Origin of the sequence: Variovorax sp. V213, from assembly GCF_041154455.1 — a bacterium.
GTDB lineage: Bacteria > Pseudomonadota > Gammaproteobacteria > Burkholderiales > Burkholderiaceae_C > Variovorax.
Map to the genome: position 1 here is coordinate 2,556,482 of NZ_AP028664.1, position 26,300 is coordinate 2,582,781.

At 67.0% G+C, this 26,300-nt stretch carries 25 protein-coding genes; 20 read left to right on the plus strand and 5 right to left on the minus strand.

Annotated features, from left to right (window positions below; genetic code table 11):
- Positions 1-11 precede the first annotated feature (11 nt).
- A complete protein-coding gene (locus ACAM55_RS12165) occupies positions 12-1,184 on the minus strand; it encodes an NAD(P)/FAD-dependent oxidoreductase (RefSeq protein WP_369656235.1) in 1,173 nt (390 codons plus the stop codon).
- Between the two features lie 85 nt (positions 1,185-1,269).
- On the opposite strand from ACAM55_RS12165, the gene ACAM55_RS12170 reads away from it, so the two are divergent.
- The 16 genes from ACAM55_RS12170 (at position 1,270) to ACAM55_RS12245 (ending at position 18,662) form a co-directional block, all read left to right on the plus strand.
- Positions 1,270-2,163, plus strand: coding sequence for a LysR substrate-binding domain-containing protein (locus ACAM55_RS12170; protein ID WP_369656236.1), 894 nt, complete (start codon positions 1,270-1,272; stop codon positions 2,161-2,163).
- Between the two features lie 323 nt (positions 2,164-2,486).
- The gene (locus ACAM55_RS12175) at positions 2,487-3,455 is read left to right on the plus strand and encodes a MurR/RpiR family transcriptional regulator (RefSeq protein WP_369656237.1); all 969 of its coding nucleotides are present in this window, start codon (positions 2,487-2,489) and stop codon (positions 3,453-3,455) included.
- Positions 3,452-4,417, plus strand: a complete 966-nt coding sequence (locus ACAM55_RS12180) for an isoaspartyl peptidase/L-asparaginase family protein (protein WP_369656238.1) — start codon at positions 3,452-3,454, stop codon at positions 4,415-4,417. The genes ACAM55_RS12175 and ACAM55_RS12180 overlap by 4 nt, the downstream gene beginning before the upstream one ends.
- Before the next feature lie 23 nt (positions 4,418-4,440).
- A complete protein-coding gene (locus ACAM55_RS12185; protein ID WP_369656239.1) occupies positions 4,441-6,318 on the plus strand; it encodes a dipeptide ABC transporter ATP-binding protein in 1,878 nt (625 codons plus the stop codon).
- Positions 6,319-6,374: 56 nt separating this feature from the next.
- Positions 6,375-7,925: a glutathione ABC transporter substrate-binding protein GsiB gene (gsiB, locus tag ACAM55_RS12190; RefSeq protein WP_369656240.1), complete on the plus strand. Its 1,551-nt coding sequence runs from the start codon at positions 6,375-6,377 to the stop codon at positions 7,923-7,925.
- Positions 7,926-8,060: 135 nt separating this feature from the next.
- Complete coding sequence (gsiC, locus tag ACAM55_RS12195; RefSeq protein ID WP_369656241.1) at positions 8,061-8,981, plus strand: glutathione ABC transporter permease GsiC; 921 nt, start codon at positions 8,061-8,063, stop codon at positions 8,979-8,981.
- Between the two features lie 10 nt (positions 8,982-8,991).
- Positions 8,992-9,921, plus strand: coding sequence for a glutathione ABC transporter permease GsiD (gene gsiD / locus ACAM55_RS12200; protein WP_369656242.1), 930 nt, complete (start codon positions 8,992-8,994; stop codon positions 9,919-9,921).
- Between the two features lie 17 nt (positions 9,922-9,938).
- Positions 9,939-11,021: a P1 family peptidase gene (locus ACAM55_RS12205; protein WP_369656243.1), complete on the plus strand. Its 1,083-nt coding sequence runs from the start codon at positions 9,939-9,941 to the stop codon at positions 11,019-11,021.
- Positions 11,018-11,836, plus strand: coding sequence for a M55 family metallopeptidase (locus ACAM55_RS12210; protein WP_369656244.1), 819 nt, complete (start codon positions 11,018-11,020; stop codon positions 11,834-11,836). The genes ACAM55_RS12205 and ACAM55_RS12210 overlap by 4 nt, the downstream gene beginning before the upstream one ends.
- 269 nt (positions 11,837-12,105) lie before the next feature.
- Complete coding sequence (locus ACAM55_RS12215) at positions 12,106-13,884, plus strand: nitrite/sulfite reductase (protein WP_369656245.1); 1,779 nt, start codon at positions 12,106-12,108, stop codon at positions 13,882-13,884.
- The gene (locus tag ACAM55_RS12220) at positions 13,881-14,276 is read left to right on the plus strand and encodes a DUF934 domain-containing protein (protein ID WP_369656246.1); all 396 of its coding nucleotides are present in this window, start codon (positions 13,881-13,883) and stop codon (positions 14,274-14,276) included. The genes ACAM55_RS12215 and ACAM55_RS12220 overlap by 4 nt, the downstream gene beginning before the upstream one ends.
- Positions 14,277-14,297: 21 nt before the next feature.
- The gene (locus ACAM55_RS12225; protein WP_369656247.1) at positions 14,298-14,918 is read left to right on the plus strand and encodes a phosphoadenosine phosphosulfate reductase family protein; all 621 of its coding nucleotides are present in this window, start codon (positions 14,298-14,300) and stop codon (positions 14,916-14,918) included.
- A 43-nt stretch (positions 14,919-14,961) separates the two neighbouring features.
- Positions 14,962-15,915 carry a sulfate adenylyltransferase subunit CysD gene (gene cysD / locus ACAM55_RS12230; RefSeq protein ID WP_369656248.1) on the plus strand — a complete coding sequence of 318 codons (954 nt, stop codon included), beginning with the start codon at positions 14,962-14,964 and terminating at the stop codon, positions 15,913-15,915.
- Complete coding sequence (locus ACAM55_RS12235) at positions 15,915-17,255, plus strand: sulfate adenylyltransferase subunit 1 (protein ID WP_369656249.1); 1,341 nt, start codon at positions 15,915-15,917, stop codon at positions 17,253-17,255. The genes cysD and ACAM55_RS12235 overlap by 1 nt, the downstream gene beginning before the upstream one ends.
- Before the next feature lie 43 nt (positions 17,256-17,298).
- Positions 17,299-17,628, plus strand: a complete 330-nt coding sequence (fdxA, locus tag ACAM55_RS12240; RefSeq protein WP_055806301.1) for a ferredoxin FdxA — start codon at positions 17,299-17,301, stop codon at positions 17,626-17,628.
- Positions 17,586-18,662: an NAD(P)/FAD-dependent oxidoreductase gene (locus tag ACAM55_RS12245; protein WP_369656250.1), complete on the plus strand. Its 1,077-nt coding sequence runs from the start codon at positions 17,586-17,588 to the stop codon at positions 18,660-18,662. The genes fdxA and ACAM55_RS12245 overlap by 43 nt, the downstream gene beginning before the upstream one ends.
- Here ACAM55_RS12245 and ACAM55_RS12250 read toward each other — a convergent pair.
- Positions 18,649-19,953: an aspartate aminotransferase family protein gene (locus ACAM55_RS12250; protein ID WP_369656251.1), complete on the minus strand. Its 1,305-nt coding sequence runs from the start codon at positions 19,951-19,953 to the stop codon at positions 18,649-18,651. The two genes, ACAM55_RS12245 and ACAM55_RS12250, sit on opposite strands and share 14 nt — an antisense overlap.
- A gap of 112 nt (positions 19,954-20,065) precedes the next feature.
- On the opposite strand from ACAM55_RS12250, the gene ACAM55_RS12255 reads away from it, so the two are divergent.
- Positions 20,066-20,803 carry a TetR/AcrR family transcriptional regulator gene (locus ACAM55_RS12255; RefSeq protein WP_369656252.1) on the plus strand — a complete coding sequence of 246 codons (738 nt, stop codon included), beginning with the start codon at positions 20,066-20,068 and terminating at the stop codon, positions 20,801-20,803.
- A 22-nt stretch (positions 20,804-20,825) separates the two neighbouring features.
- Here ACAM55_RS12255 and ACAM55_RS12260 read toward each other — a convergent pair whose 3' ends face one another.
- The gene (locus ACAM55_RS12260; RefSeq protein WP_369656253.1) at positions 20,826-21,428 is read right to left on the minus strand and encodes a DUF1326 domain-containing protein; all 603 of its coding nucleotides are present in this window, start codon (positions 21,426-21,428) and stop codon (positions 20,826-20,828) included.
- 103 nt (positions 21,429-21,531) lie between these two features.
- The gene (locus ACAM55_RS12265) at positions 21,532-22,332 is read right to left on the minus strand and encodes a DUF2182 domain-containing protein (RefSeq protein ID WP_369656254.1); all 801 of its coding nucleotides are present in this window, start codon (positions 22,330-22,332) and stop codon (positions 21,532-21,534) included.
- 349 nt (positions 22,333-22,681) lie between these two features.
- Between ACAM55_RS12265 and ACAM55_RS12270 the strand changes: the two genes are divergently transcribed.
- On the plus strand, positions 22,682-24,034 hold the full coding sequence (locus ACAM55_RS12270) for a cytosine permease (RefSeq protein ID WP_369656255.1): 1,353 nt from the start codon (positions 22,682-22,684) through the stop codon (positions 24,032-24,034).
- On the opposite strand, the gene thiD is transcribed toward ACAM55_RS12270, so the two are convergent.
- The gene (gene thiD, locus ACAM55_RS12275) at positions 23,988-24,848 is read right to left on the minus strand and encodes a bifunctional hydroxymethylpyrimidine kinase/phosphomethylpyrimidine kinase (RefSeq protein WP_369656256.1); all 861 of its coding nucleotides are present in this window, start codon (positions 24,846-24,848) and stop codon (positions 23,988-23,990) included. The two genes, ACAM55_RS12270 and thiD, sit on opposite strands and share 47 nt — an antisense overlap.
- A gap of 140 nt (positions 24,849-24,988) precedes the next feature.
- On the opposite strand from thiD, the gene ACAM55_RS12280 reads away from it, so the two are divergent.
- A complete protein-coding gene (locus tag ACAM55_RS12280) occupies positions 24,989-26,080 on the plus strand; it encodes an FAD-dependent oxidoreductase (RefSeq protein ID WP_369656257.1) in 1,092 nt (363 codons plus the stop codon).
- Positions 26,077-26,280 carry a sulfur carrier protein ThiS gene (gene thiS, locus ACAM55_RS12285; protein ID WP_369656258.1) on the plus strand — a complete coding sequence of 68 codons (204 nt, stop codon included), beginning with the start codon at positions 26,077-26,079 and terminating at the stop codon, positions 26,278-26,280. Before ACAM55_RS12280 ends, thiS begins: the two co-directional genes overlap by 4 nt.
- The last annotated feature ends 20 nt before the right edge of the window (positions 26,281-26,300 follow it).

Below are 26,300 nucleotides of genomic sequence, written 5' to 3' on the forward strand. Positions count from 1 at the left end.
CTGGCCTCGGGCTAGATCACGTTCTTTTCGACGAGCGGCCGGTTCTCGAGAATCCGCGTGAATGAAACCGGCGACAGATCGAGGCTGCGGTACTCGCCGTAGCGGATGAGTTCGGCGATTCCGCGCCCCGTTGCCGGGCAGTGCTGAAGCCCGTGCCCAGAGAAGCCATTCGCAAAGAACAGGTTCTCGCAGGCCGGATGCAGGCCGAGGATCGCGTTGTGATCGAACAGGTTCATCTCGTAGTAGCCGGCCCATGCGCCGGTCATGCGGATGGCCTCGAAGGCGGGCACGCGCTTGGCCAGTGCGGGCCAGATGAAATCGTCGAACACCCGGTAGTCGACTTCGAGCGGCGCATCGTCGCGGTCCCGGTCCTGCGGCGGCGCAAACCCGCAGATGAAGCGGCGGCCCTCGGGGCGAAACCAGATGCCCGAGGTGTCGATCACCAGCGGACAGCCCGGCAGAGTGTCGGGGCACGAGAAGCTGAACACCATGCGGCGCCGGCCGCGCACCGGCAGGTCGATGCCGGCCATGCCCGCCACCTTGGCGGCCCAGGCGCCGGCGGCATTGACCACCACGTCCGCCTGGAGCACGTTGCCGATATCGAGCTCGACGCCCTTCACCCGATGGCCATCGCACTGCAGCCCGGTCGCCTTGGCCTGCACATACAGCGCGCCTTGCGAGACCGCCTTCTTGCGAAAGGCCTGCAACAGGCTGTAGCCGTCATACCAGCCCTCGCCCGAAAGGCCCAGCGACGCGAGCGCGATGTCTTCTTTCGACATCCACGGGAATCGCGCCTCCAGCTGATCGGGTGTCATCAAGAGCACGTCGACGCCATGCGCCTTCTGCAGCGCATGGTTCTCGCGCAGCACTTCGACCCCGTCCGGCGGCGCCAGGTACAGATAGCCGGGCTCGACCAGGCCGATGTCGGGCACGTTGTCGCCCACACGCAGCGTTTCGCCAAGGCCACGGAAGAACTCGATGCCGTAGAGCGACATCTCGATGTTGATGGCGGTGGAAAACTGCTGCCGGATCGAGCTGGCCGACAGGGCCGACGACGCCTGCGTGTACGAAAAGTCACGCTCGACCACGGTGACCTCGAACGGTTCCTCCTGCGGATCCCGGTTCAGGAAATAAGCGATGGCAGAGCCGATGGCGCCGCCACCGATGATCACCACACGACGCATGAAATACCTTCCTTGCTGCTCGCCAATATGCCCATTGTCCCAAGCGCCGCGAAAAAGCGCGAGCCCGGCACGCAGAATAGCAACGATGAGAAAAGACATTCCCAACCTGGGTGCGCTGCAAGCCTTCGAGGCCTCGGCGCGGCTGGGGAGTTTCACCCGCGCGGCGGCCGAACTGGCACTGACGCAAAGCGCCGTCGGCCGGCAGGTGGCCACGCTCGAGCAGCGGCTGGGCGTGCCACTGTTCTCGCGCGTGCGCCGGCGCCTCACTCTCACCGATACGGGGCGCGAATACGCGGCGCGCATCCGCCGCCACCTCGACCAGATCCGGCGCGACACGCTGGAGATCAGCGCCGGCCACGACATGGGTTTCGTGCTCGAAGTGGCCGTGGTGCCCACCTTTGCCACGCAATGGCTGATCCCGCGCCTGCCTGATTTCAGCCGCCGGCATCCGAACATCACCGTCAATCTCTCGGCGCGGTCGCAGCCCTTCTCGTTCCAGGAGAACGCCTACGACGCGGCCATCTATTTCGGCGACCAGTTCTGGCCCGACACCCAGGGCGGGTTGATCTTTTCCGAGGGCGAGATGGTGCCGATCTGCAGCCCCGCGTTTCGCGACGCCAACGGCCCGTGGGACGAATCCACCTTCGAACGGTGCCGCCACGTGCACCTGGGCACGCGCGCGCACGCCTGGCGCGACTGGTATGCGCAGCAAGGCTGGGACTACACGGTGCACGCCTCGCGCGGGCCGCGCTACGAACTCTTCACCATGGTGACGGCCGCGGCAGCCGCCGGCATGGGCGTCGGCCTTGCGCCGCGCATCCTGATCGAGCGCGAATTGCGAACCGGCGAACTCGTGGTTCCGATCGACCGCCACCTGGACGTGCGCCAGGGCTATTACTTCGCCCATCCCGAAGGCCGCCCGGCTTCCGGGGCCCTGGAGCACTTCAAGTGCTGGGTGCTTGGCCTCACGCCCAGTTGAAAAACGAGGGCTTGCGCACGCCTGGCATGAGCCGTGCGCGCGATCGTGGCCTGGCACCGGATCGTTGCGAGGCTTGCTTTCCGACTTCGTCGTTTCTCCCTGTCTGATCCCGGCGTTTTCACCGTGCGCGCGGCCTGGGCCGGGCGCCCTGGGGCTTCACGCTCGCCACCAGCGACGGCGAACACCGGAGCATCCGTACAAACCCTGAATCCTGGCCCGATCTTTGCAATCTCGACCAGAAATGACAGAAAATTTTCTTATTTGACTTATATTTGTAAACTGATTTACATCAACCGCACCCCTCAAGGTGCACCACCCCACGCATGAGCACCAACGTCGACACCCCGAGCACCACCGTGGCGCAGCGCATTGCGCAGGCCCTGCCGCGGCTGACGCGTTCGCACCGCCAGGTCGCCGATTTCGTGCTCGAACACCCGCTGCAGGTTGCGACGCTGCCCATCGACGAACTCGCCGCTGCCGTGGGCGTGTCGGTCGCCACGGCCAACCGCTTTGCGCGCGCGCTGGACTTCGACGGCTACGCCACCTTCCGCGCCGAACTCGTGCGCGGGTTCGAATCGCTGGTGGCGCCGGTGGAGCGCCTGCGCGGCAACCTCGAGCATCCGACCACGGTGGCCGAAGTGTTCGCCACCGCGCTCGACGAGAGCCGCCGCAATATCGAAGCCACGCGCCAGTCGCTCGACTACGCCGCCTGCGAGGCCGCGGTACAGCGCATCGGCAAGGCGCGCTCTGTCTACATTGCCGGCTTCGGCGCCAGCGCGTGGCTGGCGGGGCTGCTGCAGCACGGGCTCGACGGCAGCTGCAATGACGTGCGGATGCTCTCCAGCGTCAGCGGCGTGACGCATGCGGCGCGCTCGCTGATGCATGCCGGGCCGCAGGACCTGTTCATCGGCCTGACTTTTCCGCGCTACCTCACGGACACGGTGGCGCTGGCCCAGATCGCCAAGGGTCAGGGCTGCGCCGTGCTGGCGCTGACCGACCGCCCGAGCTCTCCGCTGGCGCCGCTGGCCGACGTGGTGCTCTATTGCCAGACCGAAACCAGCTACCGGCCGAACTGCGAAACCAGCGTGCTGGCATTGATCGAGGCGCTGACCAGCGCGGTCGCGCTGCGTGCGCCGCGCGCGGTCCAGTCCGCGAGCCGCATCCTGCAGGCCGTGCGGCCCTGGCTGCATGGCGCGCAAGGCCTGCCGCGGGCGGAAGTCTCCGCCGCGCAACCCGCCAGCGCCGCACCGGCCAGCGCCCGCAAGAAAAAGAAGAAAGCCTCCTCCTCGTGAAGAACAGCAACATCATCCCCGTCATCGCCATTCACGGCGGTGCCGGCACCATCAGCGCTGCGACGACCGGTGCAGTCCAGGCGCAGGCCTATCACGATGCCTTGCGAAGCATCGTGCTGGCCGCGCAGGTGCTGCTACGCAAGGGCGCATCGGCGCTCGATGCCACCTGCCTCGCGGTCGAGATGCTCGAAGACTGCCCGCTCTTCAACGCAGGCCATGGCTCGGTTTTCACGCATGAGGAAACCCACGAGCTCGATGCCGCCGTGATGGACGGTGCCACCCTGGCCGCCGGCGCGATTGCCGGCGTGTGCCGCATCCGCCGCCCGGTGCGCGCCGCGCGCGCCGTACTCGAGGACGGCGCCCATGTGCTGCTCGCCGGCCCCGGCGCCGAAGCCTTCGCACGCGATCACGGGCTCGAAATGGTCGACCCTTCTTTCTTTTCCACCGAGGCGCGCCGCCAGCAGCTCTACCGCGTGCGCGGCACCGGCCGCGTCGTGGTGGACCACGAAGGCGCAGCCATGACGACAGGCCCGCTCGATGAAGACAAGAAGCTCGGCACCGTGGGTGCCGTGGCGCTCGACATGCACGGCCACCTCGCTGCCGCTACCTCGACAGGCGGCATGACCAACAAGCGGGTCGGCCGCATCGGCGATTCGCCGCTGATCGGCGCCGGCACCTATGCCGACGACCGCACCGCCGCCGTCTCTTGCACCGGCAGCGGCGAGATGTTCATCCGCGTCGCGGCGGCCTACGACGTTTGCGCCCGCATGGCCTACGGCGGCGCCACGCTCGAAGCGGCCACGCACGCCGTCGTGCAGCAGTCGCTGCCCGCCATCGGCGGCACCGGCGGGCTGATCGCCGTCGACCGCCACGGCAACCTGAGCCTCGCCTTCAACACCGAAGGCATGTACCGCGGCCACGCCCGCGGCGATGAATCGCCGGTCACGGCCATCTTCGCCTGACGCCCTCCTTCCCTCGCACTCCCATGTCTACCCCTGCCCTCGCCCTGCCGGACGGCCGCGTCCTCGCCGTCGACGATCTCACCGTGCGCTTCTCGACTTCCGAGCGCACGGTCGACGCCGTCAAGAATCTCTCGTTCCACGTCGACCATGGCGAAACGCTCGCGGTGGTGGGCGAATCGGGTTCGGGCAAGTCGGTCACTTCGCTCGCCCTGATGCGGCTGGTGGAGCATGGCGGCGGGCGCATCCTCGGCGGGCGCATGGCGTTTCGCCGCCGCAATGGCGAGGTGCTCGACCTCGCGCAGGCGCGCGACACCACGATGCGCGGCATTCGCGGCGCGGACATCGCGATGATCTTCCAGGAGCCGATGACCTCGCTCAACCCGGTGTTCACCGCCGGCGACCAGATTGCCGAGGCCATCCGCATCCACCAGGGCAAGAGCAATGCGGCCGCGCGCGCCGAGGCGCTGCGCATGCTGGAGCTGGTTCGCATTCCCGAAGCGCGCAACGTGCTCGACCGCTTTCCGCACCAGCTCTCGGGCGGCATGCGCCAGCGCGTGATGATTGCGATGGCGCTCTCGTGCAAGCCGCAACTGCTGATCGCCGACGAGCCCACCACCGCGCTGGACGTGACCATCCAGGCGCAGATCCTCCAGCTCATCCGCGAGCTGCAGAAAGAGATGCGCATGGGCGTGCTCTTCATCACGCACGACATGGGCGTGGTCGCCGAAATTGCAGATCGCGTGCTCGTGATGTACCGCGGCGACAAGGTGGAAGCCGGCACCTCCGACACCGTGTTTGCCGCGCCGAAGCACCCCTACACCAAGGCGCTGCTGTCGGCCGTGCCCAAGCTGGGCGCGATGCAGGGCACCGACCTGCCCGCCAAGTTCGAACTGCTGCGCACCGAAGGCAGCCCCGAGACCGTGCCTTGCAGCAACACCACGCCGCAGACCACCGTGCGCGAAGAGGCCGGCCCGATCCTGCGCGTGCGCGACCTCGTCACCCGCTTCGACGTGCGCAGCGGCCTCTTCGGCCGGGTGAAGCGCCGCGTGCATGCGGTGGAGAAGATCAGCTTCGACCTCTACCCTGGCGAAACACTGGCGCTGGTCGGCGAATCGGGCTGCGGCAAGTCGACCACCGGGCGCTCGCTGCTGCGCCTGGTCGAAAGCCAGAGCGGCGCCATCGAGTTCGGTGGCAAGAACATCCGCGAGCTGCCCACGCGCGAACTGCAGGCCCTGCGCCGCAACATCCAGTTCATCTTCCAGGACCCCTTCGCCTCGCTCGATCCGCGCGTCACGGTCGGCTTCTCGATCATGGAGCCGCTGCTGATCCACAACATCGCCAAGGGCGCCGAGGCGCAGCAGCGCGTCGACTGGCTGCTGCAGAAAGTCGGCCTGCCGCCCGAGGTGGCACAGCGCTATCCGCACGAGTTCTCCGGTGGCCAGCGGCAGCGCATCGCGATTGCGCGCGCACTCGCGCTCAACCCCAAGGTGGTGGTGGCGGACGAATCGGTGTCGGCGCTCGACGTGTCGATCCAGGCGCAGATCGTCAACCTCATGCTCGACCTGCAGCGCGAACTCGGCGTGGCCTTTCTCTTCATCTCGCACGACATGGCGGTGGTCGAGCGCATCAGCCACCGCGTGGCCGTGATGTATCTCGGCCAGATCGTCGAGATCGGCCCGCGCCGCGCGGTGTTCGAGGCACCGCAGCATGCCTACACCCGCAAGCTGATGGCCGCCGTGCCGGTGGCCGACCCGTCGCGCCGCCACAAGCCGCGCGCGCTGCTCGAAGGCGAAATCCCGAGCCCGATCCGCGCCGTGGGCGACGAGCCCGACGTGCCACCGCTGGTGCAGGTTGCACCGGGCCACTTCGTTGCACGGCACGCCATCGGCGGGGCCTTCTGATTTTTCAACCCGCAGGCCCTCCTGCTTTTTTCTCGAACCGACTGGAGTTTCTTTCCATGAAGCATTCTTCTTCCTCCCTGCGATGGGCATCGGCACTGCTGGGCCTGGCTGCCCTGGCGATGACCGGCACGGCAATGGCTGCGCGCGACGCCGTGCTGTCGATCGGCTACCAGCCCGAAACACTCGACCCGTACAACACCAACACGACCATCACCACGGCCGTGACCAAGACCTTCTATGAAGGCCTGTTCCAGTTCGACAAGGACCTGAAGGTCCAGAACGTTCTGGCCGAAGGCTACGAGGTGTCGAAGGACGGCCTGGTGTACACGATCAAGTTGCGCCAGGGCGTCAAGTTCCACGACGGCACCGACTTCAACGCGGAAGCCGTGAAGTTCACGCTCGACCGTGTGCTGAACCAGGAAAACAAGCTGCTGCGCTACAACCAGTTCAACCGCGTGGGCAAGGTCGAAGCGCTCAACCCCACCACCGTGCGCATCACGCTCAAGGAGCCCTTCGGCCCCTTCATCAACTCGCTGGCCCATGCATCGGCCGCGATGATTTCGCCCACCGCGCTGAAGAAGTGGGGCAACAAGGACATCGCCTTCCACCCCGTGGGCACCGGCCCCTTCGAATTCGTCGAGTGGAAGCAGACCGAAGCCGTCAAGGCCAAGAAGTTCGACGGCTACTGGAAAAAGGGCTACCCGAAGATCGACAACCTCCAGTGGAAGCCGGTGCTCGAGAACAACACGCGCGCCGCAATGCTGCAGACCGGCGAAGCCGACTTCGCCTTCCCGATTCCCTACGAGCAGGCCGAGCTGCTGAAGAAGAGCGACAAGCTCGAAGTGGTGGCCATTCCTTCGATCATCACGCGCTTCCTGGCCTTCAACATGCTGCAGAAGCCCTACGACAACCCGAAGGTGCGCGAAGCCATCGGCTATGCCATCAACAAGGAGGCACTGGCCAAGGTCGCGTTCGGCGGCTATGCCTTCCCGGCGCAGGGCGTGGTGCCGCAGGGCGTGAAGTACGCCGAGAAGATGGCGCCCATTCCCTACGACCTGAAGAAGGCCAAGGAACTGATGAAGGAAGCCGGCTATCCCGACGGCTTCGAATCGGTGCTGTGGAGCGCCTACAACAACACGACCAGCCAGAAGACGATTCAGTTCGTGCAGCAGCAGCTCGCACAGATCGGCATCAAGCTGCAGGTGCAGGCGCTCGAAGTGGGCCAGCGCACCGAGCAGGTCGATGCTTGGCCCGATCCGAAGACGGCCAAGGTGCGCATGTACTACACGGGATGGTCGTCGTCGACCGGCGAGGCCGACTGGGGCCTGCGCCCGCTGTTCGCCTCCGAAGCCTGGGCGCCGAAGCTGAACAACATGTCGTTCTACAAGAGCGAAGTGGTGGACAACGCGCTGGCCAAGGCGTTGGTCACCGTGGACGACAAGGAAAAGGCCGCGCTCTACAAGACTGCGCAGGAAGAGATCCGCAAGGACCTGCCGCGCGTGCCGCTGGTTACCGAGCAGAACCTGTCGGCGCATTCCAAGCGCCTGTCGGGTGTGTTCGTGATGCCTGACGGCAACATCAACATCGACGCCATCTCGGTCAATTGACCCCCCCGAAGCGGCTCACTTCGTGTAGCCGCCTCCCCCTCAAGGGGACGACACCTGCGGCCCGGCGGAGCCGGTTCCGCGGTGTCTCCCCACTAGGACCCCAAAGGCCCCGAGAGGCCTGATCGCCTGTATGCCATGCTGAACTACTTTCTCAAACGACTGTTGGGCCTGATCCCGACGCTGCTCATCGTGGCGGTGCTGGTGTTCCTGTTCGTCCACATGCTGCCCGGCGATCCGGCGCGCCTTGCCGCGGGCCAGGAGGCCGACGAGCAGACAGTGGCCATGGTTCGCCACGAGCTGGGTCTGGACAAGCCGCTGCCGCAGCAGTTCGTGAGCTTCTTCACCCACATGCTGCAAGGCGATTTCGGCACCTCGATCCGCACCCGGCGGCCGGTGTCGATGGAGATCGGCGAGCGCTTCTTCCCGACGGTGATGCTGACCATCACCAGCATGGTGTGGGCGGTGATCTTCGGCATGGGCATCGGCATCGTCTCCGCGGTGTTCCGCAACCAATGGCCCGACCGGCTGGGCATGACGCTGGCCGTGTCGGGCATCTCCTTTCCCGCATTTGCACTCGGCATGCTGCTGATGCAGATCTTTTCGGTCCAGCTCGGCTGGCTGCCCACCGTAGGCGCCGCCACCTGGAAGCACTACATCCTGCCCTCGATCACGCTGGGCGCCGCAGTGGCGGCCGTGATGGCGCGCTTCACGCGCGCGTCGTTCGTCGAGGTGATCCAGGAAGATTTCGTTCGCACCGCGCGCGCCAAGGGCGTGCGGGAGCGCACCGTCATCATCAAGCACTGCCTGCGCAACGCGCTGATCCCGGTCGTCACGATGATGGGCCTGCAGTTCGGCTTCCTGCTGGGCGGCTCGATCCTGGTCGAGGCGGTCTTCAACTGGCCGGGCCTCGGGCGCCTGCTGGTCGATGCGGTGCAGATGCGCGACTACCCCGTCATCCAGACGCTGGTGCTGCTGTTCTCGCTCGAATTCATCCTGATCAACCTGGTGGTCGATGTGCTGTATGGCTTCATCAACCCCACCATCCGCTACAAGTGAGCAAGCAGCCATGACGCAAGCTTCCGGCCTGTCTGCCGCCGAATCCATCGTTCCGATTTCCCCCGTCGCCGTGGTGCAGACCGCGGGCAAGGTCCGCACGCCCTGGGGCGAATGCTGGCGCCGCTTCAAGAAGCAGCCCGTGGGCATCGTCGCTGCGCTGTTCGTGCTGCTGCTGGTGTTCGTCGCAGTGTTCGCACCGTGGATCGTGCCCTTCGACGCGGAGAACTTCTTCGACTACGACATGCTGAACACCGGGCCCTCCGCCACGCACTGGTTCGGCGTCGACCCGCTGGGCCGGGACATCTTCAGCCGCATCCTGATGGGTGCGCGCATCTCGCTGATGGCCGGCTTCCTGTCGGTGCTGGTGGGCGGCTTCGTCGGCACGACTTTCGGCCTGCTCGCGGGCTACTACGAAGGCTGGTGGGACCGTATCGTGATGCGAATCTCCGACGTGCTGTTTGCCTTCCCCGGCATCCTGTTGGCGCTGGGCGTGGTCGCCATCCTGGGCAGCAGCATGACCAACGTGGTGGTGGCGGTGTCGGTGTTCAGCGTGCCGGCCTTCGCGCGCCTGGTGCGAGGCAACACGCTGGTGCTCAAGCAGCAGACCTACATCGAGGCCGAGCGAAGCATCGGCGCGTCGGACTGGACCATCATCGTGCGGCACATCCTGCCGGGCACCATCTCGTCGATCGTCGTGTACTTTTCGATGCGCGTGGGCACTTCGATCATCACGGCGGCCAGCCTCTCGTTCCTGGGCATGGGCGCGCAGCCGCCAACGCCCGAATGGGGCGCGATGCTCAGCGAAGCCCGCGCCGACATGGTGACCTCGCCGCACGTGGCACTGTTCCCCAGCCTGGCCATCTTCTTCACGGTGCTGGCCTTCAACCTGCTGGGCGATGCGCTGCGCGACGCGCTCGACCCGAAGATCGACCGCGAGTAGCCTGCTCTTCTTTCTTCATGACATCGAATCCCCCCCGCATCGGCGACCTGCTCCAGGGTCCGCGCAACGCGATCACCGACGTGGAAGGCGTGACGGTGGGCCACCGGACGCTCGATGACGGCCCTGTGCAAACCGGCGTGACGGTGATCCGGCCGCATGCCGGCGACCCGTTCCGCGACAAGGTGCCGGCTGCAGCCGTGGTGCTCAACGGCTTCGGCAAGAGCGTGGGGCTGGTACAGATGGCCGAGCTCGGCGTGCTGGAGACGCCGATCGCGCTCACCAACACCTACTCGGTGGGGACCGTGGCGACGGCGCAGATCCGCCACTGCGTGGCCGCCAATCCCGAGAGCGGCCGGTCGCTGTCCACGGTCAATCCGCTGGTGTTCGAGTGCAACGACGGTTTTCTCAACGACATCCAGCGCCTGGCCGTGAGCGAGGCCGACTACCTGCATGCGCTCGAAGACGCCGGCAGCGACTTTGCACAAGGCTCCGTGGGGGCCGGGCGCGGCATGTCGTGCTTCCAGCTCAAGGGCGGCATCGGCAGCGCCTCGCGCCGGGTGTCCGCGCAGGACGGCGGCGTGCACACGGTCGGCACGCTGGTGCTGGCCAACTACGGCCGCCCATCGCAATTGGTGCTGGCCGGCCAGGCGGTCGGCGAGCAACTGGTGTCCAGGCTGGCCGCAGAAGGCAGCCGGACGTCGAGAGAGCCCGAAAAAGGCTCGATCATCATCGTGGTGGCCACCGACGCACCGCTGGACGCGCGCCAGCTGCGCCGGCTGGCCTTGCGCGCGGGCGCCGGCCTGGCGCGCACCGGCTCGGTCTTCGGCCATGGCAGCGGCGACATCGTGCTGGCCTTCTCGACCGCCTGCACGGTCCCCGACCGCGCCGAACGCCCGATGCCGGCCATCGCGATGGTGCACGAGAGCCTGCTCGACGGGCTATTCCAGGCCGCGGCCGACAGCACCGAGCAGGCCATTCTTCATGCGCTGTGGCACGCCACGGCCGTGACCGGGCGCGACGGCAACCACCGGCCGACGCTGGCCGAGCTGCTGCCCTCCTCCGTTCTTCTTTCGTCTTTCGCACCACCACACGCCCCATGAAAGTCCTGATCTCCACCGACATCGAAGGCGTTGCCGGCGTTTACCACTCGGAGCAGGTGCGCCCGGGCAATCCGGAATTCGAGCGCGCCCGCCTGCTGATGGCGCAGGAGGCCAATGCGGCCATTGCCGGCGCCTTCGAGGCCGGCGCCACGGAGGTGCTGGTCAACGATTCGCACGGCGGCTTTCGCAACATGCCGCCCGACGTGCTCGATGCGCGCGCGCGCGTGGTGCAGGGCAAGCCGCGCTACCTGAGCATGGTGGCCGGCGTCGATGAAGGCGTGGACGCGGTCTGCATGGTCGGCTACCACTCGCGTGCGCAGGGGCGCGGCATCCTCGCGCACACCATCAACAGCTTTGCCTTTGCAGGCATCTGGCTCGGCGACCAGGAATTGGGCGAAGCCGGGCTCTATGGCGCGCTGGCCGGCGAATACGGCGCGCCGGTGGTCATGGCCAGCGGGGACGACGTGTTCATCGCCGAGAACCGGCCGCTCTTTCCGCATGCGACCTTCGTGCAGACCAAGCGCGCCACCGGGTTCAACAGCGGCGTGTCGCTGTCGCCTGAGCAGTCGCGCGAGGCGATCCGGGCCGGCGTGGCGGAAGCGCTGGCCGGGCGCGCCAACGCAAGTCCGTTGGTCTTCAAGGGCCCGCAGGCGGTCACGCTGCGCACCCAGTCGCCGGCCATGGCCGATCTGTTCTGCCAGTGGCCGGCCTTCGAGCGCGTCGACGGCGTGACCTTGCGCTTCACCGCGGACACGGTGGAAGCCGCAGTACGCATGCTGAACTGCTGTTCAGCCATGTCGTCAATGTTGCGCTAAGGTATTACTCCCTCTTCCCCAAAGCGAGAGGGGACAAACGCGGAACTCCGGCGGGCTTTATCCTTGTCTGCCGAGAGCACTCTCGCCTTATCCAGAATAAGCATTCAACCGCCCGGAAACCCGCATGGGCATTGGAGAATAAGCTTATCCGCATAAAGCGCGAACCAAAAAATAGTTTGCTTCCATAAGGCCCGCTTTCAGAATCTCGGCTTCTTGCTGGGGCGCCCCGTTGTACGTGCGGCACCGCACTTCTTCAAGACATACGCACGATGTACCAATACACAGAATTCGATCGCCAGTTCGTTCACCAGCGAGCCGCCCAGTTCCGGGACCAGCTCGAGCGCTGGCAAAAGGGCCGTCTCCACGAGGACGAGTTCCGCCCCCTGCGCCTGCAAAACGGCTGGTATGTCCAGCGCTACGCGCCCATGCTGCGCGTGGCCGTGCCCTACGGCGAGCTTTCGAGCCGCCAGCTGCGCGTGCTGGCCCGCATTGCCCGCGAGTACGACGAGCCCGAAGCCGAGGTCTACCGCAAGGCCATCGAAACCCAGGGCCTGCTCGGCACCCACAAGCTGCCGACCCACTACGCCCACTTCTCGACGCGCCAGAACGTCCAGTACAACTGGATTCCGCTCGCCAAGTCGGCCGACGTGATGGACCTGCTGGCTTCGGTCGACATGCACGGCATCCAGACCAGCGGCAACTGCATCCGCAACATCACGAGCGACGAGCGCGCCGGCATCGCTGTCGACGAAATCGCCGATCCGCGCCCATTCGCGGAAATCATGCGCCAGTGGAGCACGCTGCACCCCGAGTTCGCGTTCCTGCCGCGCAAGTTCAAGATCGCCATCACCGGAGCCACCGAAGACCGCGCCGCCACCGGCTGGCACGACGTGGGCCTGCATGTAGTGAAAAACGAGGCCGGTGAAATCGGCTTCCGCGTGCAGGTGGGCGGCGGCATGGGCCGCACGCCCATCATCGGCACCGTGCTGCGCGAGTTCCTGCCCTGGCAGCAGATCATGAATTACCTCGAAGCGGTGATCCGGGTCTACAACCGCTATGGCCGCCGCGACAACATCTACAAGGCGCGCATCAAGATCCTGGTGAAGGCCGAAGGCCAGCGCTACATCGACGACGTCGAGGCCGAGTACAAACAGATCCTCGAGCACGACGGCGCACCGCACACCATCACGCAGGAAGAGTACGACCGCGTGGCCGCCTCCTTCGTGCCGCCGACGCTCGCCACCCGCGTGCTGCAAAGTGCCGAGAAGACCGACGCCGAACTGCGCCACCACGCCGCCGACGACGTGCAGTTCGCGCGCTGGCTGGCGCGCAACGTCGCGCCGCACAAGAACCCCGCGCTGCGCGCCGTGACGCTCTCGTTCAAGCGCCTGAAGCAGGCGCCTGGCGATGCCTCGGCAGACCAGCTCGACACGCTGGCCGAACTGGCCGACCGCTTCTCGGCCGGCGAAGCCCGCGTCACGCACGACCAGAACATCGTGCTGCCCTGGGTGCATGCCGAAGACCTGCATGCGCTGTGGCTCGCCGCCCGCGCGGCCGGCTTTGCCAGCGCCAACGTGCACCTGCTGACCGACATGATCGCCTGCCCCGGCGGCGACTTCTGCGCGCTGGCCAATGCCCGCTCCATCCCCATCGCCGAAGCCATCACCGAGCGCTACCAGGACCTCGACGAACTCGACGACCTGGGCGAGATCGACCTGCACATCAGCGGCTGCATCAACTCCTGCGGCCATCACCACAGCGGCCACATCGGCATCCTGGGCGTCGACAAGGACGGCAAGGAGTGGTACCAGGTCACCCTCGGCGGCTCCGACGGCTCCGCGCTCAGCGGCACGCCGCAGGCCGGCAAGGTGGTCGGCCCCTCGTTCTCGGCGGCCGAAGTGCCGGGCGTGATCGAGGCCGTGCTCACCACCTACCGGGACACCCGCGAAGGTGGCGAAACCTTCATCGACACCCTGCGCCGCGTCGGCCACGACCCGTTCAAGGCCGCCGCCAACGGTGCGCGGTTCAAGGTGGAGGAAGCAGCATGAACAGGCATCTCAACATCCTGGCCGCCGAAGAGCATATCGACGACGGCGACCCGAAGGTCCTGCAACTGCCGAACGATGCCGACCCGCTCGCCATCGAGGTGTGCCTGGAAGACATCGAGCGCATCGACCTGAGCTTTCCGAAGTTCACCGATGGCCGCGCCTACAGCCAGGCATTTTTGCTGCGCCGCCGCCTTGGCTTCAAGGGCGACATCCGCGCCACCGGCGACGTGCTGATCGACCAGCTGGTACAGATGGAACGCACCGGCTTCTCCAGCGCCGTGCTCAAGGAAGGCGTGGACGCCACCGACGCGCAGCGCCAGTTCGATCGTTTTTCCGCCTTTTACCAGGGCGATGCGGTGAAGACCGCGCCGCACTTCGCGACCGGCGCCTGAGCCCGCTTGGAAACCTTAGACATGAGCATCGACCTCGCACGCATCAACGCCGAACTCGGCCGCAACTCGGAGGGCCTGGTGGACTGGGCGATCGGCCTGGGCCAACCCGCGATCATCACCACCAATTTCCGCCCTTTCGAGGCCGTGATCCTGCACATGGTCACGCGCGCAAAGCGGGATGTTCCCGTGGTCTGGATGGACAACGGCTACAACACCGAGGCCACCTACCGTTTTGCCGACGAGGTGACGAAGCTGCTGGGCCTGGATCTGCACATCTATCTGCCGCGCCGTTCGCGTGCGCATCGCGAAGCGGTGGATGGCCCGACACCGGCGCTCGACGATCCGCGCCATGCCGCTTTCACGGAAGAAGTGAAGCTGGAGCCTTTTGCCCGCGCGCTGCGCGAGACGGCACCGAAGGTCTGGTTCACCGCGCTTCGGGCCACCGATACGGCCGTGCGCGCGCAGATGGACCCGGTCAGCGTCAATCCGGATGGCCTGATCAAGGTCGCGCCGCTCCTGCACTGGTCGTCCAAGGAGCTGTACGCCTACTGCGAGGCGCATGGTCTGCCCAACAACTTCGACTACGTGGACCCGACCAAGGGCGAAGACAACCGCGAGTGCGGATTGCATCTTGCGCATTGAGCGCCAACGCCGCACCGAATCCCCGTATTCAGCACCCCATCCGATGAACGCCCGTACCGAAACCGAACTGCTGGTGCCGCCCATGCACTCTCCTGCGCACCTGTCCAACACCCACCTCGACGCGCTCGAGGAAGAAACCATCTTCATCCTGCGCGAAGTGGCAGCCGCCTTCGAGCGCCCCACCCTGCTGTTCTCTGGCGGCAAGGATTCGCTGGTGCTCTTGAAGTGCGCCGAAAAGGCTTTTGGCGCGGGCCGCATTCCGTATCCGCTCTTGATGATCGACACGGGCCACAACTTCCCTGAAGTGACGGCCTACCGCGACCAGCGCGCGACGGAACTCGGCGCCAAGCTCATCGTGCGCAGCGTCGAGGATTCCATGGCGCGCGGCACCGTGCGCCTTGCGCATCCCGGCGAGTCGCGCAACGCGCACCAGTCGGTCACGCTGCTGGAGGCCATCGAAGAATTCCGCTTCGACGCGCTGATTGGCGGCGCCCGCCGCGACGAAGAAAAGGCGCGCGCCAAGGAACGCATCTTTTCGCACCGCGACAGCTTCGGCCAATGGCAGCCCAAGGACCAGCGCCCCGAACTGTGGACGCTGTTCAACACGCGCCTGGCTCCGGGCGAACACTTCCGCGTGTTCCCGATCTCGAACTGGACCGAACTCGACGTGTGGCAATACATCGAGCGCGAGCACGTCGGCCTGCCGTCGATCTACTACACGCACAAGCGCGAGGTGGTCGAACGCCGCGGCCTGCTGGTGCCGGTGACTGAATTGACTCCTGCACGCGATGGCGAAACGGTGCAGGTGCGCGACGTGCGCTTTCGCACCGTGGGCGACATCACGACCACCTGCCCGGTCGAAAGTCTGGCGGCCGATGCGGGCGACGTGGTGCTCGAAACCCTGTCGGTCGACGTGAGCGAACGCGGCGCGACCCGGATGGACGACATGACCTCCGAAGCATCCATGGAAAAACGCAAGAAAGACGGTTACTTCTGATGAGCGCGACGACCACTGCAACCCCCGTTACCGCCGACATTCACGGCGACACCGGCACCGCCCTGCGCTTCATCACCTGCGGCTCGGTGGACGACGGCAAGAGCACGCTGATCGGCCGCCTGCTGGTCGACAGCAAGACCGTGCTGCAGGACCAGCTCGCCGGCGTGCAGCGCGGCGGCGAAACCGACCTCGCCCTGCTGACCGACGGCCTCTCGGCCGAGCGCGAACAGGGCATCACGATCGACGTGGCCTACCGCTACTTCTCGACCGCCAGGCGCAAGTTCATCATCGGCGATGCGCCGGGGCACGAGCAGTACACCCGCAACATGGTCACGGCCGCTTCGGCCGCCGACGCCGCCGTGGTGCTGGTCGACGCGACCAAGCTGGCCTGGGCCGCCGAAGTGGAAGACGGCACCGTGGTCAAGCGCGAGCTGCTGCCGCAGACCCGCCGCCACACGCTGCTCGCTCATCTTCTGCGCGTGCAGTCGATCGTGTTCGCGGTCAACAAGCTCGACGCCATCGACGACGCCGGCCTCGCCTTCGAGCGCATCTCGACCGCGCTGAATGCCTTTGCCGAAGCGGCCGGCGTGCAGGTTGCGGCCATCGTGCCGATCTCCGCCCTCAAGGGCTGGAACGTGGCCACGCGCCACGCCGACTGGGTCGGCTACGAAGGCCCGAGCCTGCTCGAGTTGCTCGAAGACCTGCCGGTCACCGAGCAGGACGAGGCCGTGCCCTTCGCCTTTCCGGTGCAGTGGGTCGAGAAGTTCTCGGCCTCGGCCGACACCTCGCAGGGCCGCCGCGTCTTCTGGGGCCGCGTGGCCTCGGGCCATGTGGAGCCCGGCCAGCGCGTGACCGTGCTGCCGAGCAACCAGACCGCCACCGTCGCGCAGGTGCTGAGCCACACGCGCCAGCCGAATACGGTGCATGCGGGCCACAGCGCGGGCATCGTGCTCGACCGCGAGGTGGACGTGTCCCGCGGCGACTGGCTGCTGGCGCCGGGCTCCTTCGAGCCGGTGCGCGAGATCACCGCCACCGTGGCCTGGCTCGACGACGAGCCGCTGGTGGCGGGCCGCGTCTACTGGGCGCTGCAGGGCCACCGCTGGGTCAAGGCCAAGGTGGCGCGCATCGTCGATCGCGTGAACATCACGACGCTCGAATCGGAGCCCGCGACGCAGCTGGAAGCCAATTCCATCGGCGACGTGGTGCTGGCGCTGCAGCAGCCGCTGGCCGTGCTGCCCTTCACGCAATCGCGTGCATTGGGCTCGCTGGTACTGGTCGATACGGCCACCCACAAGACCGCTGCGGCCGTGCTCGTGCAGCCCGCCGCCACAAAGGCCTAAAATCTGGGGTTTTCCCCGACCTCACACTGACGTTAGAAGACAAATGACCCACGTCGTCTCCGAAGCCTGCATCCGCTGCAAATACACCGACTGCGTGGACGTATGCCCCGTGGATTGCTTCCGCGAAGGCCCCAATATGCTGGTGATCGACCCGGACGAGTGCATCGACTGCGCGGTCTGCATTCCCGAATGCCCGGTCAATGCAATCTACGCTGAAGAAGATCTTCCGGCCAACCAGATCGCCTTCATCAAGCTCAATGCCGAGCTCGCGCTGGCCGATGGCTGGAAGAGCATCACCAAGCGCAAGCCGGCCCTCCCCGACGCCGAAGAGTGGAAAGACAAGACCGACAAGATCGGGGAGTTGGTGCGCTGAGCACGCCAGCCGATCCGATCGAGACCGACGCCCTCATCATCGGCGCCGGACCGGTCGGGCTGTTCCAGGCCTTCCAGCTCGGCCTGCTCGAGATCTCCTGCCACATCGTCGATGCACTGCCCGCCGCGGGCGGCCAGTGCGTGGCGCTCTATGGCGACAAGCCGATCTACGACATTCCCGGCACACCGGTCACCAGCGGACGTGGCCTTGCGCAATCGCTGCTGGAGCAGGTGGCGCCGTTCAAGCCGCAGTTTCATTTTGGCGAGCAGGTGGCCACCCTCGCCCGGCAAGCCGATGACCGCCTGCTGCTGACCACCTCCGCCGGCACGGCCTTCCTGGCCAAGACGGTGTTTATCGCAGCCGGCGTCGGCGCCTTCGTGCCCAAGCGCATCGCGGTCGAGGGCATCGCGCAATTCGAAGGCACTTCGCTTTTCTATCACCCCGATTCGCTGGACCGTTTTGCGGGTCAGACGGTGGTGGTGAACGGGGGCGACGATGTCGCACTCGAAACCGCTGTTGCGCTCACGACCATCGCAAAGCAGGTCACGCTGGTCCACCGGCGCGACGGCTTCCAGGCCGATGAGGCGAATATCGCTGCGATGCGCGCCCTCGCGGCCGCGGGCAAGCTGGCCTTCAAGGTCGGCCAGCCCACCGGTTTCGACGGCAAGCAACTGCAGATCACCACGCCCGACGCAACGACGGTCGACCTGCCGCTCGATGTGCTGATCGCCTGCCTGGGCATTTCCCCGCGCCTCGGCCCGATTGCCGATTGGGGACTGGAACTCGAGCGCAAGCAGGTGCCGGTCGACACCGAGAAGTACGAAACCCGCGAGCGGGGCGTGTTCGCGGTGGGCGACATCAACACCTACCCGGGCAAGAAGAAGCTCATCGTCTGCGGCTTCCACGAGGCCACGCTGGCCGCCTGGGGCGCCACCGCCATCGTGTTCCCCGGCAAGGCCGTGCCGCTGCAGTACACGACCACCAGCACGCGGCTGCACGAGCTGCTGGGTGTGGCTGGCACTACTTCGCGCTAGGCAGCAGAGCCCGGTACTCGCCGATGAAGCTGCCGATGGCGGCGACGAAGCGGTCGATGTCCGCGTCCGACAAGGGCAGCGACAGCACGACGAAACCGCGCGGCGAAGCGTAGATGCCCTGGCCCAGCAGGTGGAAGAACAGCAGTTGCCGCAAGCGCCCGTCGACCACTGCCAGATCGTCCGCGCGCCGCACCTCTCCCCCCACGAAATGCGCATTCATCAGCGAGCCGACACCGGTGAACTGCATGGCCACGCCTTCCTTCGCGCACAGCGCATTGAGCCGCGCCCGCATCGCCTCGCCACGCTCGGCCAGGACGCCCGCCGCCTGGGGCGTGAACAGCTTCGTGAGGCCCGCGTACCCGGCCGCCATGGTCATCACGTTGTTGTTGAAGGTGCCCGAGTGCGAGAGCGCGCCGGTGCGCGGATCGAACTGCGCCATCACGTCCGCCCGCCCGCCGAAGGCGCCGAAGGACATGCCGCCGCCGATGTACTTGCCCAGCGTGGTGAGGTCCGACCGGATGCCGAGCTTGTTGGCGAGGCCCTGCGGCGCAAGGCGCGAGGTCATGACCTCGTCGAAGACCAGCAGTGCGCCGGTCTGCGTGGCACCATCGCGGAGCGACTGCAGGAAGTCCAGGCGCCCCGGAATGCAGCCGCTCGCGCCCTGCATCGGTTCGACGAGGATCGCGGCGATCTCCGGCCCATGCTTGGCGATCTGCTCGCTCGCGGCCTGCGCGTCGTTGTAGGGCAGCACCAGGAAGTCGAAGGGCACAGTCGTCAACAGAGGCTTGGCACCGAAGCCCAGCACGCCGCCGTGATAGCCGCCCGAGAACACCACGATCTTTCGCCTCCCCGTGAAGTGCAGCGCGGCCGTGAGCGCCATCAGGTTGGCCTCGGTGCCCGAGTTGGTGAAGCGCAATTGCTCGATCTGCGGAAAGCGCTCGCAGATCGTCTTCGCGAGCCGTCCTTCGAGCAGGTTGTGGCCCGTGAGGTTGATGCCGCCCTGCATCGCCTCCATGACCGCATCGCGGATCTCGGGCGCCGAGTGGCCGTAGACGCCGGCCGTGTACTCGGCGATGAAGTCCGCATAGCGGCGGCCGTCGGCATCCCAGAGCGCAGCGCCCTCGCCCTTGGCAATGGTGAGCGGAAACGGCGCGTAGAAAAGCACCGAGCGGCTGTTGGCGCCGGGCATGTAGCGCGCCTGCTCCTCGAACTGGCGCCGGCTCGCGGGGTTGCCGTCAGTGAAGCGTTGATACGCCTGGGCGAGGGCTTGGTCGATTGCGGCGTCGGTCATGGACGGGTCCTTGGAAAGGGAGGCGAACCGGCTTTCTGGCTCGATTAATTGATCAGTGATCAATTAATATTATTTATACAATCAATTTCACCGCCGCACAATGGCCGCATCCATGAAGAAAAATGCCTCCGAGCCCAAACCCAGGCCCCCCGGCCGGCCCGTCGGCGGCGGCGCGCTGTCGAAGCGGCGCATCGCCGAAGCCGCCCTGGCGCACATCGACGAGTTCGGCCTCGGCGCATTCAGCATGCGGGAGATTGCGGCACGGCTCGGCGTCTATCCGGCCACGGTGCACTGGCATGTGAGCACGCGCGAGGCGCTACTCGCCGAAGTGGCCGCCATGGTGATGGCCGACGTCACGCCGCCGCCCGGCAAGCAGGCCTGGCAGGATTGGATCGCGCAACTGTTCCGACGCTGCCGCGCTGCGGTGCGCCGCCACCCGAACGTGGCGCAGTTGCTGGGTGCGCAACTGGTGTCGAACGGCAGCCTGCCCATCGAACTGGTCGAAGGCGTGCTCGCGGCGCTGGTCGAGGCCGGGTTCGAGGGACAGCCGCTGCTGGAGGCCTACAACTGCGTGATCGCAGCCATGCTCGGCTTCGTGACGATGGAGTTCTCCCCCCTGCCCTCGGACAACACCCAGGCCTGGGCCGAGGAACTGCGCGAGCGCGTGCACACCATTCGCCCGCTCGATCACCCGGTGCTCGCGCGCAACCTGCCGCTGCTGGCCAACCAGGCCTTCATCGTGCGCTGGGACAACGGCAGCACCATGCCGCTGGACAGCAGCTTCGAGCGCCATGTCCAGGTCGTCATCGATGGTTTGGAAGCTTTTGCGCGCAGGCTCGCAAAGACGTAGGACGCGGACAGGCCCGCGCCGCTCAGCCGGCCCAGCGGACCTTGTGCAGCGTGCCGGAGTCGCCTTCCCAGTCGCGCACATCGGGCTCGGTCCAGCGCGTACCCTTCGCGCTCGCAATCTCCATCGAGGTGCTCTGGAAGGCCCCCTGCGCCGCCGTGCCCTGCACCGTTGCGGTGTTGCCCGCGCCGTCCTTGTAGCGGGTGAGCGTGCCTTTGGCGACGTCGCCCACCGAGAAAGACCGCACGTCGCCGCCTTGAATGTCGATCGGCACGCTCTTTGCGGGCAGCCACTTCGTGACGGCTGGCCCGAGCACGGCACCAAACATGCCGCCCTTCTTGCCCGAAAACACAGCCTCGAGCGCGCTGCGCTGCGCATCGCTGGCGCTGCTGTCCAGGTACAAGCGGGCGGTGCCGTTGCCGGCGAAGAAATTGCCGGGCCACCAGGCCGCGAGCGCGGCACGGCAGCCACCCACGTCCTGGCCATCGATCGCGCCCTTCTCGATGTCGATCAGCAACGCGCCAGCACACCAACCCTCGTCCGGAACGGTATCCGGGCCGAGCCAGCACGGGCACAACGCCTTGCAGCTGCACATCTCGAGCATCGTCGCATCCATCTGCCAAGTCATCGTCGTCTCCTTCGGCCGCCTGAAACAGCCAACGCCCACGCAACCCAGCCCCACATAAAGTATAGGCACCGGCGGGTCGAATTTCCAGGACGCGAGCCTGGCCTCAGCCCAGCACCAGGACCCCCAGGCCCGCCGCGATCATCAACGCGCCGACGACGCGCGCGGCTTGGCGCCCGAAGGGAAGCGCCTTCTCCACCAGCACGGCGGCGGACAGCAGCGCGATCCACAGCAGGTTCATCACACCCGCGACGAAGAGCAGCGCCATCAGCAACCAGCAGCAGCCGACACAGAAAGCGCCATGCCGCAGGCCCATCCTCACCGCGCCGGTCCACCCGTCGCGCCACTCGGTGAGCAGAAAGCCGAGGGGAAGCCGGCACTTCGACAGGCAGACGTTCTTGATGGGGAGAAATTGGTAGACACCCGCCGCAATCAACAGCAGCGCATTCAACGAGGCGCTGGAACTGCGCATCGTGGGTCCGAGCAGCTCGGTCGCGTGCAGCGCCCATTGCGCGGTGGTTGCAACCACGCTGAAGCCGCCCCACACCAGCAGGTAGCCGAGCAGGAAAGCAGCCGTCGCTGCGATCGGCGAAAGCCCCCCAGGCCGCGAGCGGCACACGTTCAGGTAGGCGAACAGCATCGGCGCCGCACTCGGCACCATCATGCCGACCATCATCACCGTCCACATGGCCAAGCCGAGCGCGAACTCCCGCGCACCCCACTCTCCCATCGGCATCAGCCACATCGCGCGCGAGCTGTGCAGCGGGCTCTCCATCGCTGCCGTCGCATCGGCCATGATCGCCAGATACAGCCACGCGAGAGCAACGAGCAGCACCAGGCACGCCCCCACCAGCCGGCGATCGCGCCGTGCGCGAGCGAGTTGCGCGTCGGCAAAGGCATTCAACACTGCCGCTCCCGCTGATTACAGGGAGAAACATTTTAGGCTCGCGGCGGCTTCAGGCGAGCGGCGGCTAGCGGTTGAATCGGCCGCCGAATTCTGCCGTTGGCCGCAACTTTTCGAGTCGCTCGCGGCGTGGGAGCCTAAAATACCCGTTCGCTAGGGGTGCTTGGGCGGCTCGCCGTCCCTGCTGAGAAAGTCCCTTTGAACCTGATTGCGCCTCCTTTGTTTACTTGGGAGGTCCGAGGTAATCCTCGCGCAGGGAAGCTGGTCCGGCGGCCTGTCGCGTTGTCTCGCGCGATGGCTCCGCCGCCGGAGCCTCGCCCACCTGCCAAACCTTTTGCACTGGAGCAACTGGATGGCACATGACGACAACGAATCTTCTTCCGCCAACGAGGCGCTGACGCCGTTGCCCGCGTCCCAGCGCGTGTTCGGCTGGCACGACCATGCCTCGCTCTGGTTCAGCCTGGGCGTGGGGCTGCTGGTGATGCAGATCGGCGCCTACCTGGTGCCGGCCGTGGGCACTCGCGACGCGGCCATCGCCATCGTGCTGGGCTCGCTGCTCGGCGCCGGCCTTCTGGCATGGACCGCGCGGCTGGGCTGCGAAAGCGGCCTGGCCAGCGCCGGGCTGATGCACGCCACCTGCGGCAGCGCCTTCGCGCGGCTGCCGGTGCTGCTCAACATCGTGCAGCTGGTGGGCTGGACCACCTTCGAGCTCGTGATCATGCGCGAGGGTACACAAGCCATCGGCCAGCAGGCGTTCGGCCTGGCGCTCGGCGGGCCGCTGGGCGGCGCCCTCACCACGCTGCTCTGGGGCGCGGTGCTGCTGGCACTGCTGGCGGGCTCCATGGTCAAGCTGGTGCGGCGCTTCGTGAGCCGCTTCGGCCTGCCGCTGGTGGTGCTGTCGCTGCTCTGGCTCACCTGGCAGTTCGCCACGCGGCTCCAGGCCAAGGGACTGGACGCCTTCTGGGCCCGGCCGGGCGATGGCGGCATGGGCATGTTCGGCGCACTCGATCTGGTGATTGCCATGCCGGTGTCCTGGCTGCCGCTGGTGGCCGACTATGCGCGCCACGGCAAACGCAACGCCAACGGACAGCGCGGCCTGGGCAGCGCTTTCAGCGGCACCTGGATCGGCTACGCGCTGGCCAACATCTGGTGCTATGCGCTCGGCGTGATGGTGGTGAGCGTGGCGGAGCCGGGCACGGGCCTGGTCACCGCCCTGCTGCTCGCGCAAGGGGGCCTGGTGGCGCTGGGCCTGATCCTCATCGACGAACTCGACAACGCCTATGGCGACGTGTACTCGGGCTCGGTGTCGACCCACAGCCTGCTGCCACGCTGTAGCGTGCGGCGCTGGGGCCTGCTGCTCGCGGCGCTGTGCACCGCGCTGGCGCTGGTGCTGCCGATGCACACGCTCGAGCCGTTCCTGCTGATGCTGAGCTCGGTGTTCGTGCCCCTCTATGGCGTGATCCTGGGACGGCTGGGCACGGGCCAGGCCCTCTCATCGGTGGGCGCGCGCCGGGTCGACCTGGGCGCGGCGCTGATCTGGATTGCGGGCATTGCGGCCTACCACGCATGCGCCAAGTGGGCCCCGCAATTCGGCTCGGCGCTGCCGACGCTGGCAGCCACCTTCGTGCTGGCCTGGATCAGCCGGCCCAAGCCCACATCTACAACGGCAGGCGGTGCGTCGGCACTGGTGCAAAGCCGTGGTTGAGCGGACCGTGCCCCCCACCGACACGGACATTCGCACCGGCCGCCATGGCGCCGAGCACGAACGCGCGCGCGCGTTCCACGGCCTCGGGCAGCGCCGCGCCCAGCGCCAGGTGCGCGGCAATCGCGGACGACAGCGTGCAGCCGGTGCCGTGCAGGTTGCGGCTCGCAATGCGGGCCGAGGCCAGGCGCTTGCGAGCGCCGCCGCGCGCCAGCAGCACGTCGACCACTTCGTCGCCCGGCAGATGGCCGCCCTTGAGCAGCACGGCCTGCGCGCCGAGCGCCAACAGCTCGTCGGCCGCACCATCGAGCGCATCGATGCCGTCGATGGCATGGCCGACGAGCAACGCCGCTTCGTCGAGATTGGGCGTCACCACCACGGCGCGCGGAAACAGCTCGCGCACCAGCACCTGTACCGTGTCGGCGGCAATCAGGCGGTCGCCGCTGGTGGCGACCATCACCGGGTCGAGCACCACGTTGGGCAGCCGGTAGTGATCGATGGCCCAGGCCACCACCTCGACCACCTCGGGCGCATGCAGCATGCCGAGCTTGACCGCATCGACGCCGATGTCCTCGACCACGGCCTGGATCTGCGCCTTGAGAAATGCCGCCGGCACGCCGTGGATGCCGGATACGCCGAGCGTGTTCTGCGCAGTCAGCGCGGTGATGGCGGTCATGCCGTAGCAGCCGAGCGCCGCGAAGGTCTTCAGGTCGGCCTGGATACCGGCGCCCCCGCCGCTGTCGGAGCCGGCGATCGAGAGCACGCGCGCATAGCGCAGGGGCGCTTGCGGCGCGTCGTCGGAAAGTGCTTGGGTCATGCCGAAAATTATCGGCGACTGGCCTCGCCTTGCTCCCGCCCCTTCCGGGGGAGGGCTGCGGTGGGGGCGAGCGGCGTATCCATCGGGCGCCCTGGCGGCCCCCATCCCAGCCTTCCCCCAGCGGGGGAAGGAGCAAAGCCATGAGCCTCCCATTTCAATGCGCCGCCATTCTCGGCGCGGGCCTCATGGGTCGCCTGCTCGCGGTCACGCTTGCACGGGCAGGTTGCCGAGTCGACCTGTTCGAAGCGGGCAACCCGGAGGCCGAAGGCGCCGCCGCGCGCGTGGCGGCCGCCATGCTCGCGCCGCTGGCCGAATCGGCCGTGGCTCCGGTGTCTGTCGTGCGCATGGGGCAGTACGCACTGTTGCGTTGGCCTGAACTGCTGGCACCACTGGCGCAGCCGGTGTTCTTCCAACGCGAAGGCACGTTGGTGCTGTGGCACCGGCAGGACGCCGCCGAAGCGGCGCGGCTCGCGCGCGTGCTGGCCCGCACCGGTGCAGAGGTGCCCGAACTCGCCGCGATGCAAGCGCTCGACGGCTCCGGCATCACCGCACTGGAACCCTCGCTGGGCCAGCGCTTCGCACAAGGGCTGTTCCTTCCGGGCGAAGGCCAGCTCGACAACCGCGCGCTGCTTTCCGCACTGCTCGCCACGCTGCAAGCCAGCCCCAACGTGCAACTGCATTGGCAGTCGCCGCGCGCGCCAGGCGATTTTTCTCCAGGCACGCCGGGCCAGCCCGACTGGGTGATCGACTGCCGCGGCCTTGGCGCCCGCCCGCAGTGGAATGCGCTGCGCGGCGTGCGCGGCGAAGTCATTCGCGTGCATGCGCCCGAGGTGGCGCTGCAGCGGCCCACGCGGCTGGTGCATCCGCGCTATCCGCTTTACATCGCACCCAAGCCCGGCAGCGTGTTCGTGATCGGCGCGACCGAGATCGAGTCGGACGACATGTCGCCCGCCAGCGTGCGCTCCACGCTCGAATTGCTGAGCGCGGCCTACGCGGTTCACAGCGGCTTCGCCGAGGCTCGCATCCTGGAGATCGCGACGCAGTGCCGGCCCACGCTGCCCGACAACCTGCCCGCCATTCGCCAGCCGCACCCGCGCGTGCTGCAGATCAACGGCCTGTACCGCCACGGTTTCATGATCGCGCCGGCCGTGCTCGATGCCGCCATGGAGCTGCTCGTGCACGGCCGCTCGGCGCTTGCGCAGACCCTTGGCCTGGAGACATCCCAAGCATGACGATGAACGTCCTGATCAACGACAAGCCTTTCACGCTGCCGGACGGCGCCACGGTGGTCGACGCGCTCGCCGCACTGGATGCCGTGCCGCCGTTCGCGGTGGCCGTGAACCGGGAGTTCGTGCCGCGCTCGGCCCACGCGGGGCGCGCGCTGCAGCCCGACGACTGCATCGAAGTGATCCGCCCCGTGACCGGCGGCTGATCCAAACGACCCACAGAGAT